Below are 18,953 nucleotides of genomic sequence, written 5' to 3' on the forward strand. Positions count from 1 at the left end.
GGTCGCGGGACGGACTACTGGGCGGCGGACTCCGCCGCGCCCTGCTCCGTGCGGGCGCCGCCGTGCTGGAGGTCGCCGCCGCTGTTCTCGAGGTGGGCGCGCATGAACCACTGGAAGAGCTCGAGCTCCTTGACCTGGCCGATGAGCATGTCCTCGGTGACGGGGTCGAGCTCGCCGACCTTCTGGATCGCGTCGCGGTGGTCCTCGATCACGCCGTTGTAGACGATGTCGAGGGCGGCGAGGTGCTCCACGCCGGTGGCGCGGTGGACCGAGTAGTCGTCCCAGGTGCGGGCCTGGACGAGATCGCCCGGCAGACCGGAGGGGCCCACGCCCATGGTGGCCATGCGCTCGGCGAGCTCGTCGACGAAGCCGCGCACGAGCTCGATCTGCGGGTCCAGCATCTCGTGGACCGAGATGAAGTTGGGGCCCACCACGTTCCAGTGGGCGTGCTTGAGCGTGAGCTGGAGGTCGTTGAGGGCGTGCAGGCGCTGCTGGAGCGTCTGGGCGACCTCGTGACCGTTCTCGGTGGACAGACCGGGCACGGTGTAGGGGGCGGTGCGCTGGTTCGGGGTGGCCATGAGTTCGTCTCCGTGTTTCCGGCCGCCGCGGGGCGGCGGCCTGGCTCGACAACTGCGGGCGGCCCGCGGGACGGGCCTCTGCCCCCACTATGGCACGCCCCCCACCCACTGTCAGCACCCTGTCCATTCGCTTCGCTGTCCGCGATATCCGGGCGGTGCGCGCCCGCCGCCGGACGCCCGAGCAGGTCCTTGCCAGGACGCGGAGCCACTGATTGGCTGGGCCCATGGACACGACTCCCGCCTCCGGCGACCAGCTTCCCGACGACCCGCACCTGGCCGACGACGTCGGCGTCCCCGACACCCCGGCGCGCGACCTCGAGACGGCCCCGGACCCCCTGGGCCAGACCAACGCCGGCCAGCGCGTGCCGAGCGCGGGGGACGCCGCGGCCCCCGCCGACCCGGACTTCGGCGCGGGCGAGGGCGCGGGCGGTCCCGGCCCCACGGCCGGGGACTGACCCGGCGCGCCGCCGCTGCCCTGGGTCCCATGAGCACCCGCAGCACCAGCACCGCCGGGATCGCGCGGGCCACCGGCGTCCCGTGGGAGACCTGGACGGCGCGGCTCGACGAGCTCGGCGCCCGGACGATGGGCCACGCCGAGATCGCCCGCCGGGTGGCCGAGCAGCTCGAGGGCGTCGTCGAGAACCACGAGTGGTGGGCGCAGTCCGTCGCGGTGGCCTACGAGCAGCACACGGGAGCCCGCCGGCCCGGTCAGGCCGGGGACGGCACCTTCGGGGCGAGCGCGAGCCGCACGGTGGCCGGCACCCCGGACGAGGCGCTCGCCCGGTGGGCGGCGCTCATGGCCGGCCGCACGGAGGTCGGCGGCGTCCCGTTCCAGCAGCCGCCCACCACCGCCGCCACCGAGAAGTGGCGCTACTGGCGCGTTCGCCTCGCCGACGGGACCAGGGTCTCCGCGAACATCGGCGCCAAGGCGGGCGGCCGCGCCACGGTGGCCCTCGCGCACACCGGACTGGCCTCCGCGGAGGACGTCCTGCGGTGGCGCGCGGCCTGGAAGGACCTGCTGGCCGCGCTCTGAGCCCGCGCCGCGCTTGTGAGGCGGCTCACTCCTCGCCTACGGTGACCAAGTACCTGAGACGAGGAGTATCACATGACCGTGCCCTATCCGCGCCTGCTCGCACCCCTGGACCTGGGCTTCACCACCCTGCCCAACCGGGTGCTCATGGGATCGATGCACACCGGTCTCGAGGAGTTGCCCGGAGGGTTCGAGCGGCTCGCGGAGTTCTACGCGGAGCGCGTGCGGGGCGGGGTGGGGCTCATCGTCACGGGCGGCGTGGGGCCGAGCCCCGAGGGCGCCACCCGGGCCGGGGGCGCCCTCCTGCGCACCCTCGAGGAGGTGGCACGGCACCGCCTGGTGACCGGCGCCGTGCACGCCGAGGGCGGCAGGATCGCCCTGCAGATCCTGCACTCCGGCCGCTACGCCAAGGCCCCGGCCGCCGTGGCACCGAGCGCCCTGCGTGCCCCCATCAGCCCCGTGGTGCCGCACGAGCTCACCGCGGAGGAGATCGAGCGGACCATCGAGGACTTCGCCCGCACCGCCGCGCTCGCCCGGGAGGCCGGCTACGACGGCGTGGAGATCATGGGCTCCGAGGGCTACCTCATCAACGAGTTCGTCGCCGCCGAGACCAACCACCGCACCGACGAGTGGGGAGGGTGCTACCCGAACCGGATGCGCCTGCCCGTGGAGATCGTCCGCCGCGTCCGCGAGCGCACCGGCCCGGACTTCGTCCTCATCTACCGCCTCTCCATGCTGGACCTGGTCCCGGGCGGCTCCACGCTCGAGGAGGTCGTGGCGCTGGCCCGGGCGGTCGAGGCCGCCGGCGCCACTCTGCTCAACACCGGCATCGGCTGGCACGAGGCGCGCATCCCCACGATCGCCACGGTCGTCCCCCGCGGGGGCTTCTCCTGGGTGACGCGCCGGCTCAAGGGCGAGGTCGGGATCCCGCTGGTCGCCGTGAACCGGATCAACACCCCGGAGACGGCGGAGCGGATCCTGGCGGACGGGGACGCCGACATGGTGTCCCTGGCCCGGCCCCTGCTCGCGGACCCGGACTTCGTGGTCAAGGCCGCGCGCGGCCGGGCGGACACCATCAACACGTGCATCGCGTGCAACCAGGCGTGCCTGGACCACACCTTCGCGGGCCGCACCGCGTCCTGCCTGGTCAACCCGCGGGCCGGGCACGAGACCCTGCTGCGCCTCGGCCCCACCCGCCGGGCCGAGCGGATCGGCGTGGTCGGCGCGGGCCCCGCGGGGCTGGCCTTCGCCGTCGGCGCCGCGGAGGCCGGGCACGCCGTCACCCTCTTCGAGGCGGCGGACCGGATCGGCGGGCAGTTCCTGATGGCGCTGCGCATCCCCGGCAAGGAGGAGTACGCGGAGACGCTGCGCTACTACGGCGTGCGGCTCGCCGAACTGGGGGTGGACGTGCGGCTCGGGACGGAGGCCGGGCCCGGGCACCTGCGCGGCTTCGACCGGCTCGTGCTCGCCACGGGCGTGGAACCGCGCGCGCCCGCGATCGAGGGGGTGGAGCACCCGTCGGTCGTGGGCTACCGGGACGTCCTGCAGCACGGGGCGCCCGTGGGCCGCCGGGTCGCGGTGCTGGGCGCCGGGGGCATCGGCTTCGACGTCGGCGAGTTCCTCCTGCACTGCGCCGGCACGGACTTCTACCGCGCGTGGGGCGTCGACACGACGCTGTCCGCCCGGGGCGGGCTGGTCCCGCCCCGGCCCGGGCGCCCGGCGCGCGAGGTGACGCTGCTGCAGCGCTCCCCCGGCAAGCTCGGGGCCGGCCTGGGCCGCACGACCGGCTGGATCCACCGGACCTCGCTCCGGGCCGGCGGCGTCCGCACCCTGAGCGGGGTCACGTACCGGCGGATCGACGACGACGGGCTGCACCTCACCGCGCCGGGACCCGACGGCACGGAGCCGGTCGAGCAGGTGCTGCCGGTCGACACCGTGGTGCTGTGCACGGGCCAGGAGCCGCTGCGGCGGCTGCACGACACGCTGCTGGGGACCGGCCACGACACCGGCGCCGTGCCGGTGCACCTCATCGGCGGGGCGGACGTGGCGGCCGAGCTGGACGCCAAGCGGGCGATCCGGCAGGCCACGGAGCTCGTCGCCGCCCTCGGCTGACCCCCGGCCCCGGGCACGTCCCCGCGGGACCGGCCCGGGCGGGGCCGGGCCGGGTGCGGCCCGCGCCGTGCGGCGATGTGCGGGGCCGGGCCCCGGGTGCCACGATGGGGTCACTCCCGCGGAAAGGATCCCCATGCAGCTCGACCTCCTGCTCGTCAACGCCACGGTCCTGACCATGGACCCGGACCGCCCGACGGCGTCGAGCCTCGGCGTGCACGGCGGGCGGATCGTGGTCCTCGACGACCCGGACGTGCCGGCGGCCGAGACCGTGGACCTCGGCGGCGCCACCGTGCTGCCGGGGTTCGTGGACGCGCACTGCCACACCGCGTGGTTCGGGCTCGGCCTGGCGGAGGTGGACCTCTCCGGCTGCACGTCCCTGGACGAGCTGTACGCGGCCCTGGAGCGCGGCATGGCCGCGAAGCCGCGGGACGAGGAGTGGCTCATGGCCACCGGCTTCCTGCCGGCCACCGTGGGCGGGACGCTGCCCGACATCGACGTCCTCGACCGCATCACGGGCAGCACGCCGCTGTTCGTCCGGCACACGTCCGGCCACGCGGCGGTGGTGAACTCCGAGGCGCTGCGGCGGGCGGAGATCTTCACCCCGGGGACCCCGGACCCGGTGGGCGGACGGGTGGTGCGGGACGACACCGGCCGTGCCACGGGCCTCGTCGAGGAGACCGCGCAGGCCGTGGTGCAGGAGCTGTTCCGCCCCTACCCGGTGGACCGGATCGTGGCGGCGCTCGACCGCGCCACCGCCCGCTACGCCGCCGAGGGCATCACCACGTTCGCCGAGGCGGGGGTGGGCGCCGGGTGGATCGGGCACAACCCCTCCGAGCTGCAGGCCTATCAGCTGGCCAGGGACGCCGGCGTCCTGCACGCCCGGGCCCAGGTGATGCCCGTGCTGGACGTCCTGCACGGGATCGGAGGGCTCGGGGACGGCTCCGAGCGCGGGCTCGACCTCGGGCTGCGCACCGGCTTCGGCGACGACGAGCTCAGGCTCGGACCGGTCAAGGTGTTCGTGGACGGCTCGCTGCTCGGGGAGACCGCCGCCGTGACCGAGGCGTTCTGCGGAGGCCACTCGACGGGCTACTTCCAGGAGAACCCCGAGCAGATGGCCGAGGCGATCCACGCGGCGTACCGTGCGGGCTGGTCGGTGGCCGCCCACGCGATCGGGGACCGGGCCATCGACTTCGCGATCGACGTGATCACCCGCTGCCAGGACGAGCACGGGCGCCACCGGCTGCCGAACCGGATCGAGCACGCGAGCATCACCCGCCCGGACCAGCTGCCGCGGCTCGCGGCCGCGGGGATCGTGGTGACCCCGCAGATCGGCTTCCTGCGCCCCATGGCCGCCCAGTTCCGCCGGCTCCTGGGCCCCGAGCGCACGGACTGGACCTACCGGGGCCGCAGCTTCCTGGACGCCGGGGTGCGGGTCGCCGGCAGCTCCGACCGGCCGGTCGCCGACGGCGACGTGCTGCGCTCGGTCCAGGCCTGGACCGACCGTCTCGACGGCGACGGGCGGCGGTTCGGTCCCGCCGGGGAGCGGCTCGACGTGCTGCAGGCCCTCGCCGCCTACACGTCCGAGGCCGCGAAGGCGCTGGGGATGTTCGACCGGATCGGCTCGCTCGCCCCGGGCAAGCTCGCGGACCTGGTGGTGCTGGAGGAGAACCCCCTCGAGGTGCACCGGCGGGGCGGCTCGGTGGAGCACATCGGCGTGCGCGCGACCTACCGCGGGGGCCGGCTCACCCACCGCGCCGGCTGAACGGCGCCGGACGGAGCGGACGGCGCTCAGCCCTCCACGAGGATCCCGTCCTCGTCGGCCCACACCGTCCGGCCCGGGCGGAAGGTCACGCCCTCGATGACGACCGGCACGTCCTGCTCCCCGACGCCGTCCTTGGCGGACTTGCGCGGGTTGGAGCCCAGGGCCTTGACGCCGAGGGGCAGCCCGGCCAGGGCGACCCGGTCCCGCACGGGGCCGTTGATGATGACCCCGGCCCACCCGTTGCGCACCGCGGACTCGGCGATCATGTCCCCCATGAGCGCCGTGCCCATGGAGCCGTGACCGTCCACGACGAGGACCGCGCCCTCCCCCGGGGAGTTGAGCACGCCCTTCACGAGGCCGTTGTCCTGGAAGCAGCGGACCGTGCGCACCGGCCCGGTGAACGCGGCCGTCCCGCCCAGGTCGAGGAACTGGCGCGGGCAGGACATCAGCTGCTCCCCGCGCTCGTCGTAGAGGTCGGCGGTGGTGAACGGGCGCGGATCGGTCATGAGCTGCTCCTGAGGCATCCGGTGGTGGTTCCGGCACCAGCCTAGCCAGCGGAACCGCCGCGCTCGGCCCCGGCGGGCTCCGCGGCCGGCCCCGGCGCCTCCTCCCGCGCGGCGGGCACGGTCGTGCCCAGCGGGATCTCCTCGACGAGCAGGGACAGCACGAGGCACGCCGCCGCGACCGGAAGACCCCACAGGAAGATCGGCGGCAGCGACTGGGCGAAGGCCTGCGCGACGGCCTCCTGCACCGGGGCGGGCAGTCCCGCGAGCACCTGGGGGCTCAGGGCGTCGAGGTCGAGGGCGGGCACGGCGCGGCCCGCGAGCGCGTCGTCGAGCCGGGCGACGAAGACGGAGCCGAACACGGCGATCCCGAAGGACGCCCCGATCTGGCGGAAGAAGTTCGACGACGACGTCGCGGCCCCCAGCTCCGCGGGCGGCACCGCGTTCTGCACGATCAGGACGAGGTTCTGCATGAGGCAGCCGATGCCGAGACCTGTGACGGCCATCCCCGCGGCCGTCAGGGCGTACGGGGTGGTCTCGTCGATCAGCGAGAGCAGCACGAGCCCGGCGGCCATCACCGCGGAGCCCAGCACGGGCCAGTGCTTGTAGCGCCCCGTGCGCGCGATGCGGCGGCCGGTGCCGATCGTGCCGACGAGCATCCCGGCCGTCACGGGGATCATCATCAGGCCGGCGGTGGTGGCCGAGGCGCCGTCGACCATCTGCAGGTAGGTGGGCAGGTAGGTGATGGTCGCGAACATGATCACGCCCATGCCGACGGCCGCCGCGGTGGGCACCACGAAGTTGCGCACCCGGAACAGGTGCAGCGGGATGATCGGCTCCGCGGCGCGGCGCTCCACCAGCACGAACAGCACGCCGAGCACCAGGACCGCCCCGGCGAGGCCGAGGATCCGCGGGCTCGACCACGCGTACGCCGTGCCGGCCCACGTGGTGAGGAGCACGAACGCCACGCTGCCCAGCGCCAGCAGCGCCGTCCCGAGCACGTCGAGCCGCACCCGTCCCCGGGGGACGTGCGGCAGGTGCAGGAACCGGGGGATGAACAGGAGCGTCACCAGGCCCAGGGGCAGGTTGATGTAGAACACCCACCGCCAGCTCACGAGGTCCGTGAGGAACCCGCCGACCAGCGGCCCGCTCACCGAGGCGAGACCGAAGGCCGCCCCGATCACACCCATGTACCTGCCGCGCTCGCGGGCGGGCACGAGGTCCGCGATGATCGCCTGCGCCCCGATCAGGAGGCCGCCGCCGCCCAGGCCCTGCAGCGCGCGGAGGACGATGAGCTGCGCCATGTCCTGGGCGGCGCCCGAGAGCACGGAGCCGAGCAGGAAGACCACGACGGCCACCAGGAAGATCCGCTTGCGCCCGTACAGGTCGCCCAGCTTCCCGTAGAGCGGCAGACCCACGGTCGCGGCGAGCACGTACGCCGTGACCACCCAGGAGATCCGGTCGAGCCCGTCCAGGTCCCCGACGATCGAGGGCAGCGCCGTGGCCACGATCGTCTGGTCGAGGGCGGCCAGCAGGACCGCCATGAGCAGGCCCAGGAACGTCAGCCGCAGCCGGCGGCGCTCCGTGCGGCCGGGGTCCGCGACCACCGGGTCAGCGGTCGATCTTCAGCACGGAGCCGTCCTCGACGTTGACGAACACGTCCACGGAGTTGCCGTCCGGCTCGTCGATCTCGACCTCCCACACGGTCGTGCCGTCCTCCGTCTCGAGCTGCACCTCGTCGACCGTGCCGTTGACCGTCTCCAGCGCCGTGGCCAGCCCCTCGTCGAGGGGCACCTGGACCTGGGCGAGCTTCTCGCCGTCGTCGCTGTCGAGGCCGCCCTCCTCCTCCTGGCTGATCACGTCCTCGCCGTCCTGCGAGACGTACACCTGGTGCTCGCGGTCGTCGGCGGCGACGGTGATCTCCCAGCTGGCCGGGCTGTCCTCCCGTCCGATCTCGAAGGTCTGGGCGTCACCGCCCACCGCGTCCTCGGCCGCGGCGACCGCGGAGGCCACGACGGCCACCTCGCCGCCGGAGCCGCCGGTGGCGTCGTCGCCGGGGCTCGCCGAGGGCGAGGCCGAGCCGGAGGCCGTGGCGGTGCCGTCGTCGTCCGGCGTGGCGCTGTCGTCCGGGGTGGCGGTGTCGTCCGGGCTCGCACTGTCGTCCGGGGTGGCGGTGTCGGCCGGGGCGCTGGTCTCCGCCGGGGCGGTGGTGCCGTCCCCTCCGGCGCCGCCGTCACCCCCGTCGCCGCCGCAGCCCGTGAGGAGCAGGGCGAAGAGGGCGAGCGCCGCCAGGGACAGGTGCCTTCGGTCAGTGTGCTTCATACCCGGGATTCTTCTCCCCTGCAGACCGCCTGGCAAGGACGTGACCGGGGCGCTGACCCGCCGGGCGCGGACCCCCCACCGGGCTCACAGGCGTCGCGTCTACTATCCTGGAGAACGCCTGACCCGGGACCGGGTGCATGCGCACCGTGATCGACGCCAGGAAGGAGGCGGCATGGGATTCCTCGAGAGCCTCGAGAAGAACATCGAGAAGGCCGTCCGCGCCACCTTCTCCACCGGTTCCCGGAAGCGGGTGGAGGCCGTCGAGATCGCCAGCGCCCTCCGGCGGGAGCTTGACCAGGAGGCGTTCACGATCTCCGCGGGCCGCACCATGGCCCCCAACGTCTTCGTCGTGGAGTTCTCGGACGAGGACTTCCCGCGCGCCCAGGACTGGGGCACGCCGCTCGCAGAGGAGCTGTGCGACGTCGTCATCAAGCACGCCCGCAGCCAGGCCTACACCCTGCAGGGGGCGGTGAAGGTGTCCTTCACCCGCAACCCGGAGGTGGAGGCCGGCGAGTTCCGCGTCCACTCCTCGGCCCAGCGCACCGCCGAGTCCCCCAACACCCCCGCCACCCCGAGCGGGCAGCGGATCGCCCGCGGCCACCGCCGGGAGGAGGACGAGGGGGAGCCGACGCGCTCCGTGCCCGCGCAGCACTGGATCCCGGTGCTCGACGTCGACGGCGCACGCTACTCCCTCAACGCGGACTCGATCGTGCTGGGCCGCTCCGCCGAGGCGGACATCACCGTGGAGGACACCGGCGTGTCCCGCAAGCACCTCGAGATCCGGCGGCAGGGCGAGCACTTCGTGGCCGTGGACCTCGGCTCGACCAACGGTTCCTACGTGGACGGGGAGCGGGTGATCGGCCGCACCGAGCTGGTCAACGGCTCCGTGATCACCATGGGTCGGACCAGGATCACGTTCCGCCTCCTGACCCCGAAGGGGAACCGCTGAATGTCCGAACTCACCGTCACCCTGCTCCGCTTCGGCTTCCTGGCGCTGCTCTGGATCTTCATCTTCAGCATCGTCGCCAGCCAGGGTCGTGACCTGGCGGTCGGCGGGAAGCTCCCGGCGGTGCTCACGAGGTCCCGCGCCGAGCGCCGGGGCGCCGCGGAGGACCCGGTGCCGCCCGCCGCGGGCCCCGGCACCGGGCAGCGCTCCCGCCCCCAGACCCTGGTCGTCCTCGACGGCCCGCTCCGCGGCCGCAGCTACCCGCTGGGCAACGCCCCGGTGCTGCTGGGCCGCTCCCCCGAGGCCACCGTGCCCCTCGGCGACGACTACGCCTCGGGGCGCCACGCCCGGCTGTTCCCGCAGGGCTCCCGTTGGTTCCTCGAGGACCTCGGCTCCACCAACGGCACCTTCGTCGGCCAGCAGCGCCTCTCCCGGGCCGTGCCGCTCGACCCCGGGACCCCGTTCCGGGTGGGCAAGACCGTCCTGGAACTGAGGTCCTGACGCATGGCGATCGCCTTCCGCTACGCCGCGCGCTCCGACGTGGGCCGGGTCCGCTCGAAGAACGACGACTCCGCCTACGCGGGCCGCCACCTCGCCGTGGTGGCCGACGGCATGGGCGGGCACGTGGGCGGGGACGTCGCCTCGGCCTCCGCGGTCATGGACCTCACGAGCCTCGACCGCCCGGACCACCACGGCGACGGCGCCACCGTGCTCACGGACGAGATCCAGAACGCCAACCAGAACCTCGCCAAGCTGGTCCTGGGCAACGCCCGCCTGGGCGGCATGGGCACCACCGTCACGGCCCTGCTCGCGGACCAGGACGAGCTCGTCGTGGCCCACATCGGGGACTCCCGCGCGTACCGGCTCCGGGGCGACGAGTTCCGCCAGGTCACCAAGGACCACACCTTCGTCCAGCGGCTCATCGACGAGGGTCGGCTGCGCCCGGACGAGGCCGAGTCCCACCCGCACAAGAACGTCCTCATGCGCGTGCTCGGGGACGTCGACGCCTCCCCCGAGATCGACGTGGAGACCCTCCGCCCGGAGCGCGGCGAGCGCTGGCTGCTGTGCTCCGACGGGCTCAACGCCGTGGTCCGCCCGGAGACCATCCACTCGGTGCTGGGCTCCACCGACGACCTCAACCAGATCGTGGACACGCTCGTGGAGCTGACCCTGGACCGCGGGGCCCCCGACAACGTGACCGTGGTGGTCGTCCAGGTCTTCGAGACCGACGACACCGCCCCCGTGCCGCAGGCCGGCGAGGCCCGCGGCGCCGTCCCGGACCCGGAGTTCGCCCGCACCTCGGACGAGATCACCGGGGACGCCGGGACGCAGGGGACCGCCGAGGCCGAGTCCTCGGCGGCCGCGCTGCGCCGCGACCTCGCCGCGCGCCCCCACCTGCTGGTGGGCGCCGCCGCCAACGCCACCCAGACCGGGCGCATCCCCACCGTGAGCGACAGCGTCCTGGAGCGCCGCGCGACCCTCCTGCAGACCTCCGCCCCGGACACGCTGGCCGATCCGCGGGACGTCGAGTCGGCGCTGCACCGGGCCGACGCCACCGCCCCGTCCCCGCGCCGGCGCCGCCACCGGCGCGCCGTGGCCGTGCTCGCGCTGGCCACGGCAGGGCTGCTGCTCGTGGCCGGGGGCTGGCTGACGAGCGGCTGGATCAGCTCCCAGTACTACGTCGGCGAGCAGCAGGGAAACGTGGCGATCTACAACGGCGTCTCCCAGTCGCTGGGGCCCGTGAGCCTCAGCGACCTCGAGCGCGCCACGGACCTGCGGGTCGAGGACCTCCCCGGCTTCGCCCAGGAACGGGTCCGCAACGCCATCCCCGCCAGCAGCCTCGAGGAGGCGGAGCGGATCGTGCGCGAGCTGCGCGAGTCCGTGCCCGAGGAGAGTCCCGGCCCGGAGCCGCGCCCGACGGGCACCGTCCAGCGGGCCACCTCCTCCCCCACCCCCTCGCCCGCGGCCTCTCCCGGTGGTGACGGATGAGCGCCCCCGCCGCGACCTCCCCCCGGGAGGAGCAGGTCGAGCCCCGCCAGAAGCCGCGGCGGCTCACCGAGCTGCTCCTGCTCGTGCTCGCCGTGGGCATCGGCGTGGGCGCGAACGTCCTCGTGGACCCCGACCAGCTGGGCTCGGGGGACCCGCACCTCCTCGTCTCCGGGCTGGTCCTGGGCATCGGCGCGCTGGTCCTGCACGTGGTGCTGCGGCTGCGGGCCAAGTACGCGGACCCCTACGTCCTGCCGATCGTGGTGGCCCTCAACGGCCTGGGCATCGCCATGATCCACCGGATCGACCTCACCACGGACCAGACGGCCGCCGGCTCCCAGGTGGTGTGGACGGCCTTCGCCATGACCGCCGCCTGCCTGGTGCTGTGGTTCCTCAAAGACCACCGGGTGCTGCGGCGGATCACCTACATCTGCCTGGTGCTCAGCGGGCTGCTGCTGCTCCTTCCCCTCCTGCCCGGTCTCGGCCTGGAGCTCAACGGCGCCCGGATCTGGATCTCCGTGGGCGGGCGCACCTTCCAGCCCGGGGAGGTCGCCAAAATCACCCTGGCCGTCTTCTTCGCCGGCTACCTCTCGACCAACCGGGACCTCATCCTGCTGGCCGGCAAGAAGATCGGCCCCGTGCGCCTGCCGCGGTTCCGGGACATGGCGCCGATGTTCGCGGCGTGGATCATCGCGATCGGCGTGCTGGTGTTCCAGCGGGACCTCGGCTCCGCGATCCTGTTCTTCGGCCTCTTCCTGGCCATGATCTACCTCGCCACCAGCCGGCTCAGCTGGATCGTCATCGGGCTGCTGCTCGTGGCCGTCGGAGGGTTCTTCGCGAGCCAGACCTTCGGCCACGTGGCGGCGCGCCTGGACTCCTGGCTCAACGCGTTCGACCCGGAGGTGTACAACCGGGCCCCGGGCGGCTCTGGGCAGATCGTCCAGGGCCTGTTCGGGCTCTCCTCCGGCGGGCTCTTCGGGCAGGGGCTCGGCCAGGGCCGGCCTGACCTCGTCTCCTACGCCAACTCGGACATGATCATGACCGCGTTCGGCGAGGAGCTGGGGCTCATCGGCCTGAGCGCCGTGCTCGTGCTGTTCTTCCTGTTCGTCACCCGGGGCTTCCGGGCCGCCCTGGGCACCCGTGACTCCTTCGGCAAGCTGCTGGCGGCGGGGCTGTCCGCGGTCATCGTGCTGCAGCTGTTCGTGGTGGTGGGCGGGGTCACCCGGCTCATCCCCCTAACCGGGCTGACCACCCCGTTCATGTCCGCGGGCGGCTCCTCGCTGCTGTCCAACTGGATCATCGCGGCGATCATCCTGGCGATCTCCCACACGGCGCGCCGACCCGTGGTCACCGGTCCGGCCACCGAGGCCGACCTCGCCGAGATCGCCGCCCACGAGGCCGCGCTGCGCGAGGCGGCGCGGCGCGACGAGCAGGAGCGCGCCGAGCGCCCGGGACGCCGCCGGGACCGCCGCCCCGGGACGGATTCGGACGGGCCCGAACAGGACGCGGGGCAGGCGGACGGGGAGGACCGCGCCGCCGGACGGCGGGGCACCGGGGCCGACACCGCCGACACCGCCGCCACCGAGCCGATCGCCGCCGCGGGCCTCGACGGGCACCGGGACGCCGAGGACGCGGACCACCACGGCGGCACCCCCACCGAGGCGATGTCCCGCCTCACCGACAAGGACCGCAGGGGCCCCGGCGGGTCCCGGAGCACCGAGAACGGAGGAGCATCGTGAACCGGGCGATCCGACACACCTGGGTGGCCGGCGTGGCGATCTTCACCGTGCTGCTCCTCGCGCTGACCTACGTGCAGTTCGTCGCGGCGCGCGGCCTCGAGGCGCACCCGTGGAACAACCGCAGCCTCTACGACCAGTTCGGCGCGGACCGCGGGGCGATCCTCGTGGACGGCGACCCGAAGGCGTCCTCCGTGCCCTCGGAGGACGACTTCGAGTACCAGCGCGTCTACGCGGACCCGCTGACGTACGGGCACCTCACGGGCTACTTCTCCCTCGTCTACGGCGCCACCGGGCTCGAGGCGGCCCTCGGCGAGGAGCTCTCCGGCGCCTCCGACGAACAGTTCTACGACCGCGTGGTCTCCATGTTCTCCGGGAACCAGCCCACGGGCGCGTCGGTCGAGCTCACCATCGACCCGGTGCTGCAGCAGACCGCGGCCGAGGTGCTCGAGGGCCGGAAGGGCTCGATCGTGGCCCTCGACCCGGAGACGGGCGCGATCCTCGCCATGGTCTCCACCCCGGGCTACGACCCCAACGAGCTGGCCTCGCACGACTCGGGCTCCGTGATCGCCGCCGCGGAACGGCTCAACGCGGATCCCGACGCGCCCCTCGTCAACCGGGCCGTCGCCGGTGACCTCTACGCCCCCGCCTCGACGTTCAAGATCATCGACACCGTGGCCGCCCTCGAGTCCGGGGACTACACCACGGAGACCCTGATCCCGAACCCCCAGGAGCTGCCCCTGCCCGCCACCGACGTGACCCTGCCCAACTACGTGGGCGGCGGCTGCACCGCCCGTGCGGAGGCGGACCTGGAGTTCGCGCTCGAGCAGTCCTGCAACACGCCGTTCGCCTCGATCGCCCTGGACCTCGGGGAGGACGCGATCCGGGAGACCGCCCGGAACTTCGGCTACGGGGAGCCCCTCTCGGTGCCGCTCAAGGTGACCCCGTCGGTGTTCCCCGAGGAGCTCAACGAGGCACAGCTCGCGCTGTCCTCGATCGGCCAGTACGACGTGCGCACCACGCCCCTGCAGGTGGCCATGATGAGCGCCACGATCGCCAACAACGGCGTGCAGATGAAGCCCCAGCTCGTGCGCACCGTGCGTTCCGCCGACCTGTCCGTGATCGAGGAGCTCAACCCGGAGCAGCTGCGCCGTTCCACGAGCGCGGACGTCGCCGGGACCGTCTCGGACCTGATGGTGCAGGTCGTCGAGGACGGCATCGCCCGCGGCGCGGCCGTCCCGGGGGTCGAGGTGGCCGGGAAGACGGGCACCGCCGAGATCGGCTCGGACGAAGGCCTCAACGACTCCTGGTTCACGGGCTTCGCGCCGGCCGACGACCCCCAGGTGGCCCTCGCCGTCGTCTTCGAGGACGTGGACGTGGCGACGGGCGCCTCCCTGACCAGTCCCGGTGCCAAGCGACTCTTCGAGGCGGTGTTGAACAAGTGAGACCATCGTCGAGCACCGTCCTGGGCGGGCGCTACGCACTGACCGATCGGATCGCGATCGGCGGCATGGGTGAGGTGTGGAAGGCCAAGGACCGGGTCCTGGGCCGGATCGTGGCCGTGAAGATCCTCAAGGAGGAGTACAACGGGGACCCGAACTTCCTGCAGCGCTTCCGCGCCGAGGCCCGGCACACCGCGCTCCTGAACCACCCCGGGGTGGCCAACGTCTTCGACTACGGCGAGGAGGAGGGCTCCGCCTTCCTCGTGATGGAGCTGGTCCCGGGCGAGCCGCTGTCCAACATCATCGAGCGGCAGAAGACGCTCGCCCCGGACACCGTGCTCAACTACATCGGGCAGACCGCACGCGCGCTGGCGGCCGCGCACGCCCAGGGCCTGGTGCACCGCGACGTGAAGCCCGGCAACCTCATCATCACCCCGGACAACCGGGTGAAGGTCACCGACTTCGGCATCGCCCGTCTCGCGGACCAGGTGCCCCTCACGGCCACCGGGCAGGTCATGGGCACCGCCCAGTACCTCGCGCCCGAGCAGGCCACGGGTCAGACCGCCACGGGGTCCTCGGACATCTACTCGCTGGGCATCATCGGCTACGAGTGCCTGGCCGGGCGCCGCCCGTTCACCGGGGAGTCGCAGATCGCGATCGCCCTCGCGCAGGTCAACGACCCGCCGCCGCCGCTGAAGGACAGCGTGCCCGAGACCGTGCGGGCGCTGCTGATGTCGATGCTGTCGAAGGACCCCAAGGACCGCCCGGCCACGGCCGGCGCCCTGGCCACCGCCGTGGACGCCATCCGCCGTGGGGACGAGGACGCGGCGGTCGCGGCCGTCCCCGGGATGCGCCCCTTCCTCGACCTGCCCGACGACGACGCCACCCAGGCGTTCGAACCGGTGCGCGACGAGCCGACGCAGGTGCTGGACCGGGACCGCACCGCGGCCGCCGCGGCGACCGGGGCCGCCGCCGCCGGAGGACCACGACCCATCACCGCCGAGCTGGACGCCGTCGACGGCCCGGAGGACTCCGGGGAGGACCCCGGCACCGGTCCGGCCCGTCCCGAGGAGCGCCGGGAGCGCCGCTCGGTGTGGGCCTGGCTGCTGCCGGCGCTCCTGGTGCTGCTCCTCGTGGCGGGGCTGCTGTGGTTCTTCCTGCTGCGCGAGCCGGCGCCCGTGAGCCTGGAGCCCTCCCCCACGGGCACCGTCTCGACCTCCACGGTCCCCGGTGAGCCGACGCCACCGGCGGCGGAGCAGCCCGGCGCGGACACCGTGGAGGTCCTCGCCGCCCGCTACGAGGGCCGGCCGGTGGACGAGGTGGTGCAGGAGCTCTCCGACCTGGGCTTCCCCGTGGAGCGGGAGGGCCGCACCGCGGACGAAGAGCAGAACACCGTCCTGTCCCTGAACCCCGTGGGCCAGGTGGCGCGGAGCACCACCATCACGGTGGTCTACTCGACCGGCCCGGACACCGTGGAGCTGCCCTCCGGGATGGTCGGGCGCCCGGCCGACCCGCTGATCGACGAGATCCGGCTCCTGGGCGTGAACATCATCCGCTACGACGAGATCACCGAGGACGCCGAGCCCGGGACCGTGCTGCGCACCCAGCCCCTGGGCGGGTCCACCGTCCGCCCCGGCGACACCATCGAGATGTGGGTCGCCGCGGCGCCCGAGACCACCACCGCCCCCACCACCGCCCCCACCACCGGATCGCCCTCGCCCACCGCGACACCGACCGGGCCCGGCCAGGAGGGCTGACCCGTGCCGGGCCGGAACCCCGTCCCCTCCCTCATCAACGACCGCTACGAGGTGGGCGAGACCATCGGCCGCGGCGGGATGGCCACCGTCCACCTGGGGCGGGACCTGCGGCTGGGCCGGCGGGTGGCCATCAAGGTGCTGCGCCCCGAACTGGCCCGGGACGGCACCTTCCACGAGCGGTTCAAGCGCGAGGCCCAGTCCGTGGCCGCCTTGAACCACCACTCCATCGTCTCGGTCTACGACACGGGCGAGATCCTCGCGACGACCGACGAGGGCGTGGACCGGCCGTTCATCGTGATGGAGTACGTGCCCGGCCGGACCCTGCGGGAGCTGATCCACGAGAACGCCGTGACGCCCCAGGAGGCCGTGGACATCACCCTGGGCATCCTCGACGCCCTGGAGTACAGCCACCGGGCCGGCATCGTCCACCGGGACATCAAGCCCGCCAACGTGATCGTGACCCCGGAGCGGCAGATCAAGGTCATGGACTTCGGCATCGCCCGCGCCGTGGAGGACACCTCGCCGGCCCTGACCCAGGCCCAGGCCGTCCTCGGCACCGCGCAGTACCTGTCCCCGGAGCAGGCCCGGGGCGAGTCCGTGGACGCCCGCTCCGACCTCTACTCCGCCGCGTGCGTGCTCTTCGAGATGCTCACGGGCCGGGCGCCGTTCGTGGGCGGGTCCTCGGTGGACATCGCCGCCCAGCACGTCCGGGACCATCCCCCCGCGCCCTCCGAGCTGGACCCCCGGCTCGGAGGGCGCGTCGACGACTTCCTGGCGAAGGCCCTCGCCAAGGACCGCTCCGCCCGCTTCCAGGACGCCGGGCAGATGCGCCGGGCGCTGCGCGAGCTGCGCCCCGCGGTGCCGGGGGACCTGGACGCCACCCAGCCCCTGCACGCGGTGCGGCAGCGGGACGAGGACACGAAGACCCTCCCGCCCGTGCCCGTCCCCGTGCCCGCCGGGGCGGCCGCTCCGCCGACGGCGGCGGGCACGGCGGTCGCCGCGGCGCCGGTGCCGGAGGACGACCCCGGGAGCGGCTCGACCCCTGCGCGGGACCGCCGACGGCGACCGCTGCGCGCGGCGCTGATCGGCCTGCTCGCCCTCGCCGTCCTCGCCGTCCTCGGGGTCGTGACCCTCCAGTGGGTCCAGGACCAGCGCGGCGGACCCGCGCTCGTCGCCGTCCCCTACGTGGCGGGGATGGACGCGGCGGTGGCCGAGACGGCGCTGCGCAACGCGGAGCTCGTGCCGCAGCGCGAAGAGGTCTTCGACGACGAGGTGCCCGAGGGCGACGCCGTGGGCACCGACCCCACGGCCGACACGCAGGTCGAGGAGGGCTCCACCGTGGTCCTCGCGGTTTCGCGGGGACCCGCCGAGGTGGAGGTCCCCGACGACCTCGCGGGCCGGTCCGAGGAGGACGCGCGGGACGCCCTGGAGGCCGCCGGACTCGAGGCCGGGGCGTCCCGCACGGCGAACAGCCCGTGGGTGCCCCAGGGGATGCTGGTCGTCACCGACCCGGCCGGCGGGACCACCGTCCCGAGCGGCTCGGAGGTGCAGCTCGTGCTGTCCACGGGGCGGGTGACCGTGCCGCAGCTCGTGGGCCTGAGCCGGCAGGAGGCGGTCGCGGCCCTCGGCGCGGACGCGGTCCGCCTCTCGTCCGAGGTCGTCACCACCCCCCGTGCCGGAGTGCCCGCCGGGCAGGTCGTGGACCAGAGCGTCGACGCCGGACAGTCCGCGCCGCAGGGCTCGACGATCACGCTCACCGTGGCGGTCGCCCCGGAGCCCGAGCCCACTCCGGAGCCGACCCCCTCGCCCACCCCGTCCCCCTCCCCGGAGGCGACCGAGGACGAGGATGAGCCCGAGGAGACCGCCGCACCGGAGGAGGAGGGATCCGAGTCCAGCAGCACCCCGGACGACTCCGCCGAGACGTCCCCGGAGGACTCCCCCGAGCCCGAGGCGCGCGACACCGACGAGCAGGGCGGGATCCCCGAGCAGGCGGCCGACCGGGCCCGCGAGGCGCTCGAGCAGGGCGCGGACCGCGGGCCCCGGCGCGACTGACGTCCGCGCCGCGGACCCGCGCGGGCCGGCGGTCAGACGGTGATCAGCGGGGAGAGCGACGCGGCCGCCCGCGCCGCGCCCTTGAGTCCCACGAGCTCGAGCCAGTTGCCGAGCATGAGGTAGCCGCCCTCGGTGAGGACGGACTCCGGGTGGAACTGCAGCCCGTGCAGCGGGGCGCTCTTGTGGCGCAGCCCCATGATCACCCCGTTCGGGGTGCGGGCGGTGACCTCGAGGACGTCGGGCACGGACTGGTCCACGACGGCGAGCGAGTGGTAGCGGGTCGCGGTGAACGGACTGGGCACGGCGCCGAAGACGCTCGTGCCGTTGTGCTCCACCCGGGAGGTCTTCCCGTGCATGAGCTCCTCGGCGTGGGTGACGGTCCCCCCGTACGCCTCCGCGAGGGCCTGGTGGCCGAGGCAGACGCCGAGCAGCGGCTGCCCCGTCCGCTCGGCGTGGCGGATCAGGGCGGTGCACACGCCGGCGTCGGCGGGAGCGCCCGGGCCGGGCGAGAGAAGGACGCCCTGGTGCTCGTCGGCGAGCGCGCACGCGGCGGTCTCGTCGAGGTCGTCGTTGCGGATGACCGTGGTCTTCGCGCCGAGCTGCTCGAGGTAGCCGACGAGGGTGTAGACGAAGCTGTCGTAGTTGTCCACGACAAGGATCTTGACGGTCACAGGATCTCCTGGGAGTGGGGTGCCTCTCGGTGCGTGCGCCCGTCCAGCTTACGCGT

General features: G+C 74.0%; 16 protein-coding genes. 11 read left to right on the forward strand and 5 right to left on the reverse strand.

Translation table 11 applies throughout. The features are described from left to right. Positions 1-14 precede the first annotated feature (14 nt). Positions 15-578 (reverse strand): Dps family protein, encoded by a 564-nt coding sequence (locus RF647_RS16485; protein WP_133411430.1) that lies wholly within the window; start codon positions 576-578, stop codon positions 15-17. 224 nt (positions 579-802) lie between these two features. On the opposite strand from RF647_RS16485, the gene RF647_RS16490 reads away from it, so the two are divergent. The 4 genes from RF647_RS16490 (at position 803) to RF647_RS16505 (ending at position 5,482) form a co-directional block, all read left to right on the forward strand. Next, a complete protein-coding gene (locus RF647_RS16490; protein ID WP_368812686.1) occupies positions 803-1,033 on the forward strand; it encodes a hypothetical protein in 231 nt (76 codons plus the stop codon). Positions 1,034-1,062: 29 nt separating this feature from the next. After that, the gene (locus RF647_RS16495; protein ID WP_368812687.1) at positions 1,063-1,611 is read left to right on the forward strand and encodes a hypothetical protein; all 549 of its coding nucleotides are present in this window, start codon (positions 1,063-1,065) and stop codon (positions 1,609-1,611) included. 72 nt (positions 1,612-1,683) lie between these two features. Continuing rightward, the gene (locus RF647_RS16500; RefSeq protein ID WP_368812688.1) at positions 1,684-3,720 is read left to right on the forward strand and encodes an FAD-dependent oxidoreductase; all 2,037 of its coding nucleotides are present in this window, start codon (positions 1,684-1,686) and stop codon (positions 3,718-3,720) included. 133 nt (positions 3,721-3,853) lie between these two features. Beyond that, positions 3,854-5,482 carry an amidohydrolase gene (locus RF647_RS16505; RefSeq protein WP_368812689.1) on the forward strand — a complete coding sequence of 543 codons (1,629 nt, stop codon included), beginning with the start codon at positions 3,854-3,856 and terminating at the stop codon, positions 5,480-5,482. 26 nt (positions 5,483-5,508) lie between these two features. Here the strand turns inward: RF647_RS16505 and rraA are convergent, their stop codons facing one another. Genes rraA through RF647_RS16520 form a run of 3 tightly spaced genes read right to left on the reverse strand, consistent with a single transcriptional unit; the run spans position 5,509 to position 8,307 of the window. Continuing rightward, the gene (rraA, locus tag RF647_RS16510; protein ID WP_368812690.1) at positions 5,509-5,988 is read right to left on the reverse strand and encodes a ribonuclease E activity regulator RraA; all 480 of its coding nucleotides are present in this window, start codon (positions 5,986-5,988) and stop codon (positions 5,509-5,511) included. Positions 5,989-6,029: 41 nt separating this feature from the next. Next, positions 6,030-7,592, reverse strand: a complete 1,563-nt coding sequence (locus tag RF647_RS16515; RefSeq protein WP_368812691.1) for an MDR family MFS transporter — start codon at positions 7,590-7,592, stop codon at positions 6,030-6,032. A 4-nt stretch (positions 7,593-7,596) separates the two neighbouring features. Next, positions 7,597-8,307 (reverse strand): PepSY domain-containing protein, encoded by a 711-nt coding sequence (locus tag RF647_RS16520; protein WP_368812692.1) that lies wholly within the window; start codon positions 8,305-8,307, stop codon positions 7,597-7,599. A 172-nt stretch (positions 8,308-8,479) separates the two neighbouring features. Here RF647_RS16520 and RF647_RS16525 point away from each other — a divergent pair, with 172 nt between their 5' ends. From RF647_RS16525 to pknB, 7 genes are read left to right on the forward strand one after another with little or no spacing between them, the layout of a single operon-like run. Then, positions 8,480-9,256, forward strand: coding sequence for a DUF3662 and FHA domain-containing protein (locus tag RF647_RS16525; protein WP_095651319.1), 777 nt, complete (start codon positions 8,480-8,482; stop codon positions 9,254-9,256). Continuing rightward, entirely contained in the window at positions 9,257-9,754 is a 498-nt protein-coding gene (locus tag RF647_RS16530; RefSeq protein WP_133411437.1) for an FHA domain-containing protein, read from the forward strand. Between the two features lie 3 nt (positions 9,755-9,757). Beyond that, a complete protein-coding gene (locus RF647_RS16535; RefSeq protein WP_368812693.1) occupies positions 9,758-11,242 on the forward strand; it encodes a protein phosphatase 2C domain-containing protein in 1,485 nt (494 codons plus the stop codon). Beyond that, a complete protein-coding gene (locus tag RF647_RS16540; protein ID WP_368812694.1) occupies positions 11,239-12,978 on the forward strand; it encodes an FtsW/RodA/SpoVE family cell cycle protein in 1,740 nt (579 codons plus the stop codon). The genes RF647_RS16535 and RF647_RS16540 overlap by 4 nt, the downstream gene beginning before the upstream one ends. Continuing rightward, on the forward strand, positions 12,975-14,420 hold the full coding sequence (locus RF647_RS16545; RefSeq protein ID WP_368812695.1) for a peptidoglycan D,D-transpeptidase FtsI family protein: 1,446 nt from the start codon (positions 12,975-12,977) through the stop codon (positions 14,418-14,420). The genes RF647_RS16540 and RF647_RS16545 overlap by 4 nt, the downstream gene beginning before the upstream one ends. After that, positions 14,417-16,174, forward strand: coding sequence for a protein kinase (locus tag RF647_RS16550; protein WP_368812696.1), 1,758 nt, complete (start codon positions 14,417-14,419; stop codon positions 16,172-16,174). The genes RF647_RS16545 and RF647_RS16550 overlap by 4 nt, the downstream gene beginning before the upstream one ends. Before the next feature lie 3 nt (positions 16,175-16,177). Further along, entirely contained in the window at positions 16,178-18,226 is a 2,049-nt protein-coding gene (gene pknB, locus RF647_RS16555) for a Stk1 family PASTA domain-containing Ser/Thr kinase (RefSeq protein WP_368812697.1), read from the forward strand. Between the two features lie 32 nt (positions 18,227-18,258). Here pknB and RF647_RS16560 read toward each other — a convergent pair whose 3' ends face one another. Continuing rightward, complete coding sequence (locus tag RF647_RS16560; RefSeq protein ID WP_290467563.1) at positions 18,259-18,897, reverse strand: aminodeoxychorismate/anthranilate synthase component II; 639 nt, start codon at positions 18,895-18,897, stop codon at positions 18,259-18,261. Positions 18,898-18,953 lie beyond the last annotated feature (56 nt).

It is taken from the genome of Kocuria sp. CPCC 205263, from assembly GCF_040981075.1.
Lineage (GTDB): Bacteria > Actinomycetota > Actinomycetes > Actinomycetales > Micrococcaceae > Kocuria > Kocuria rosea.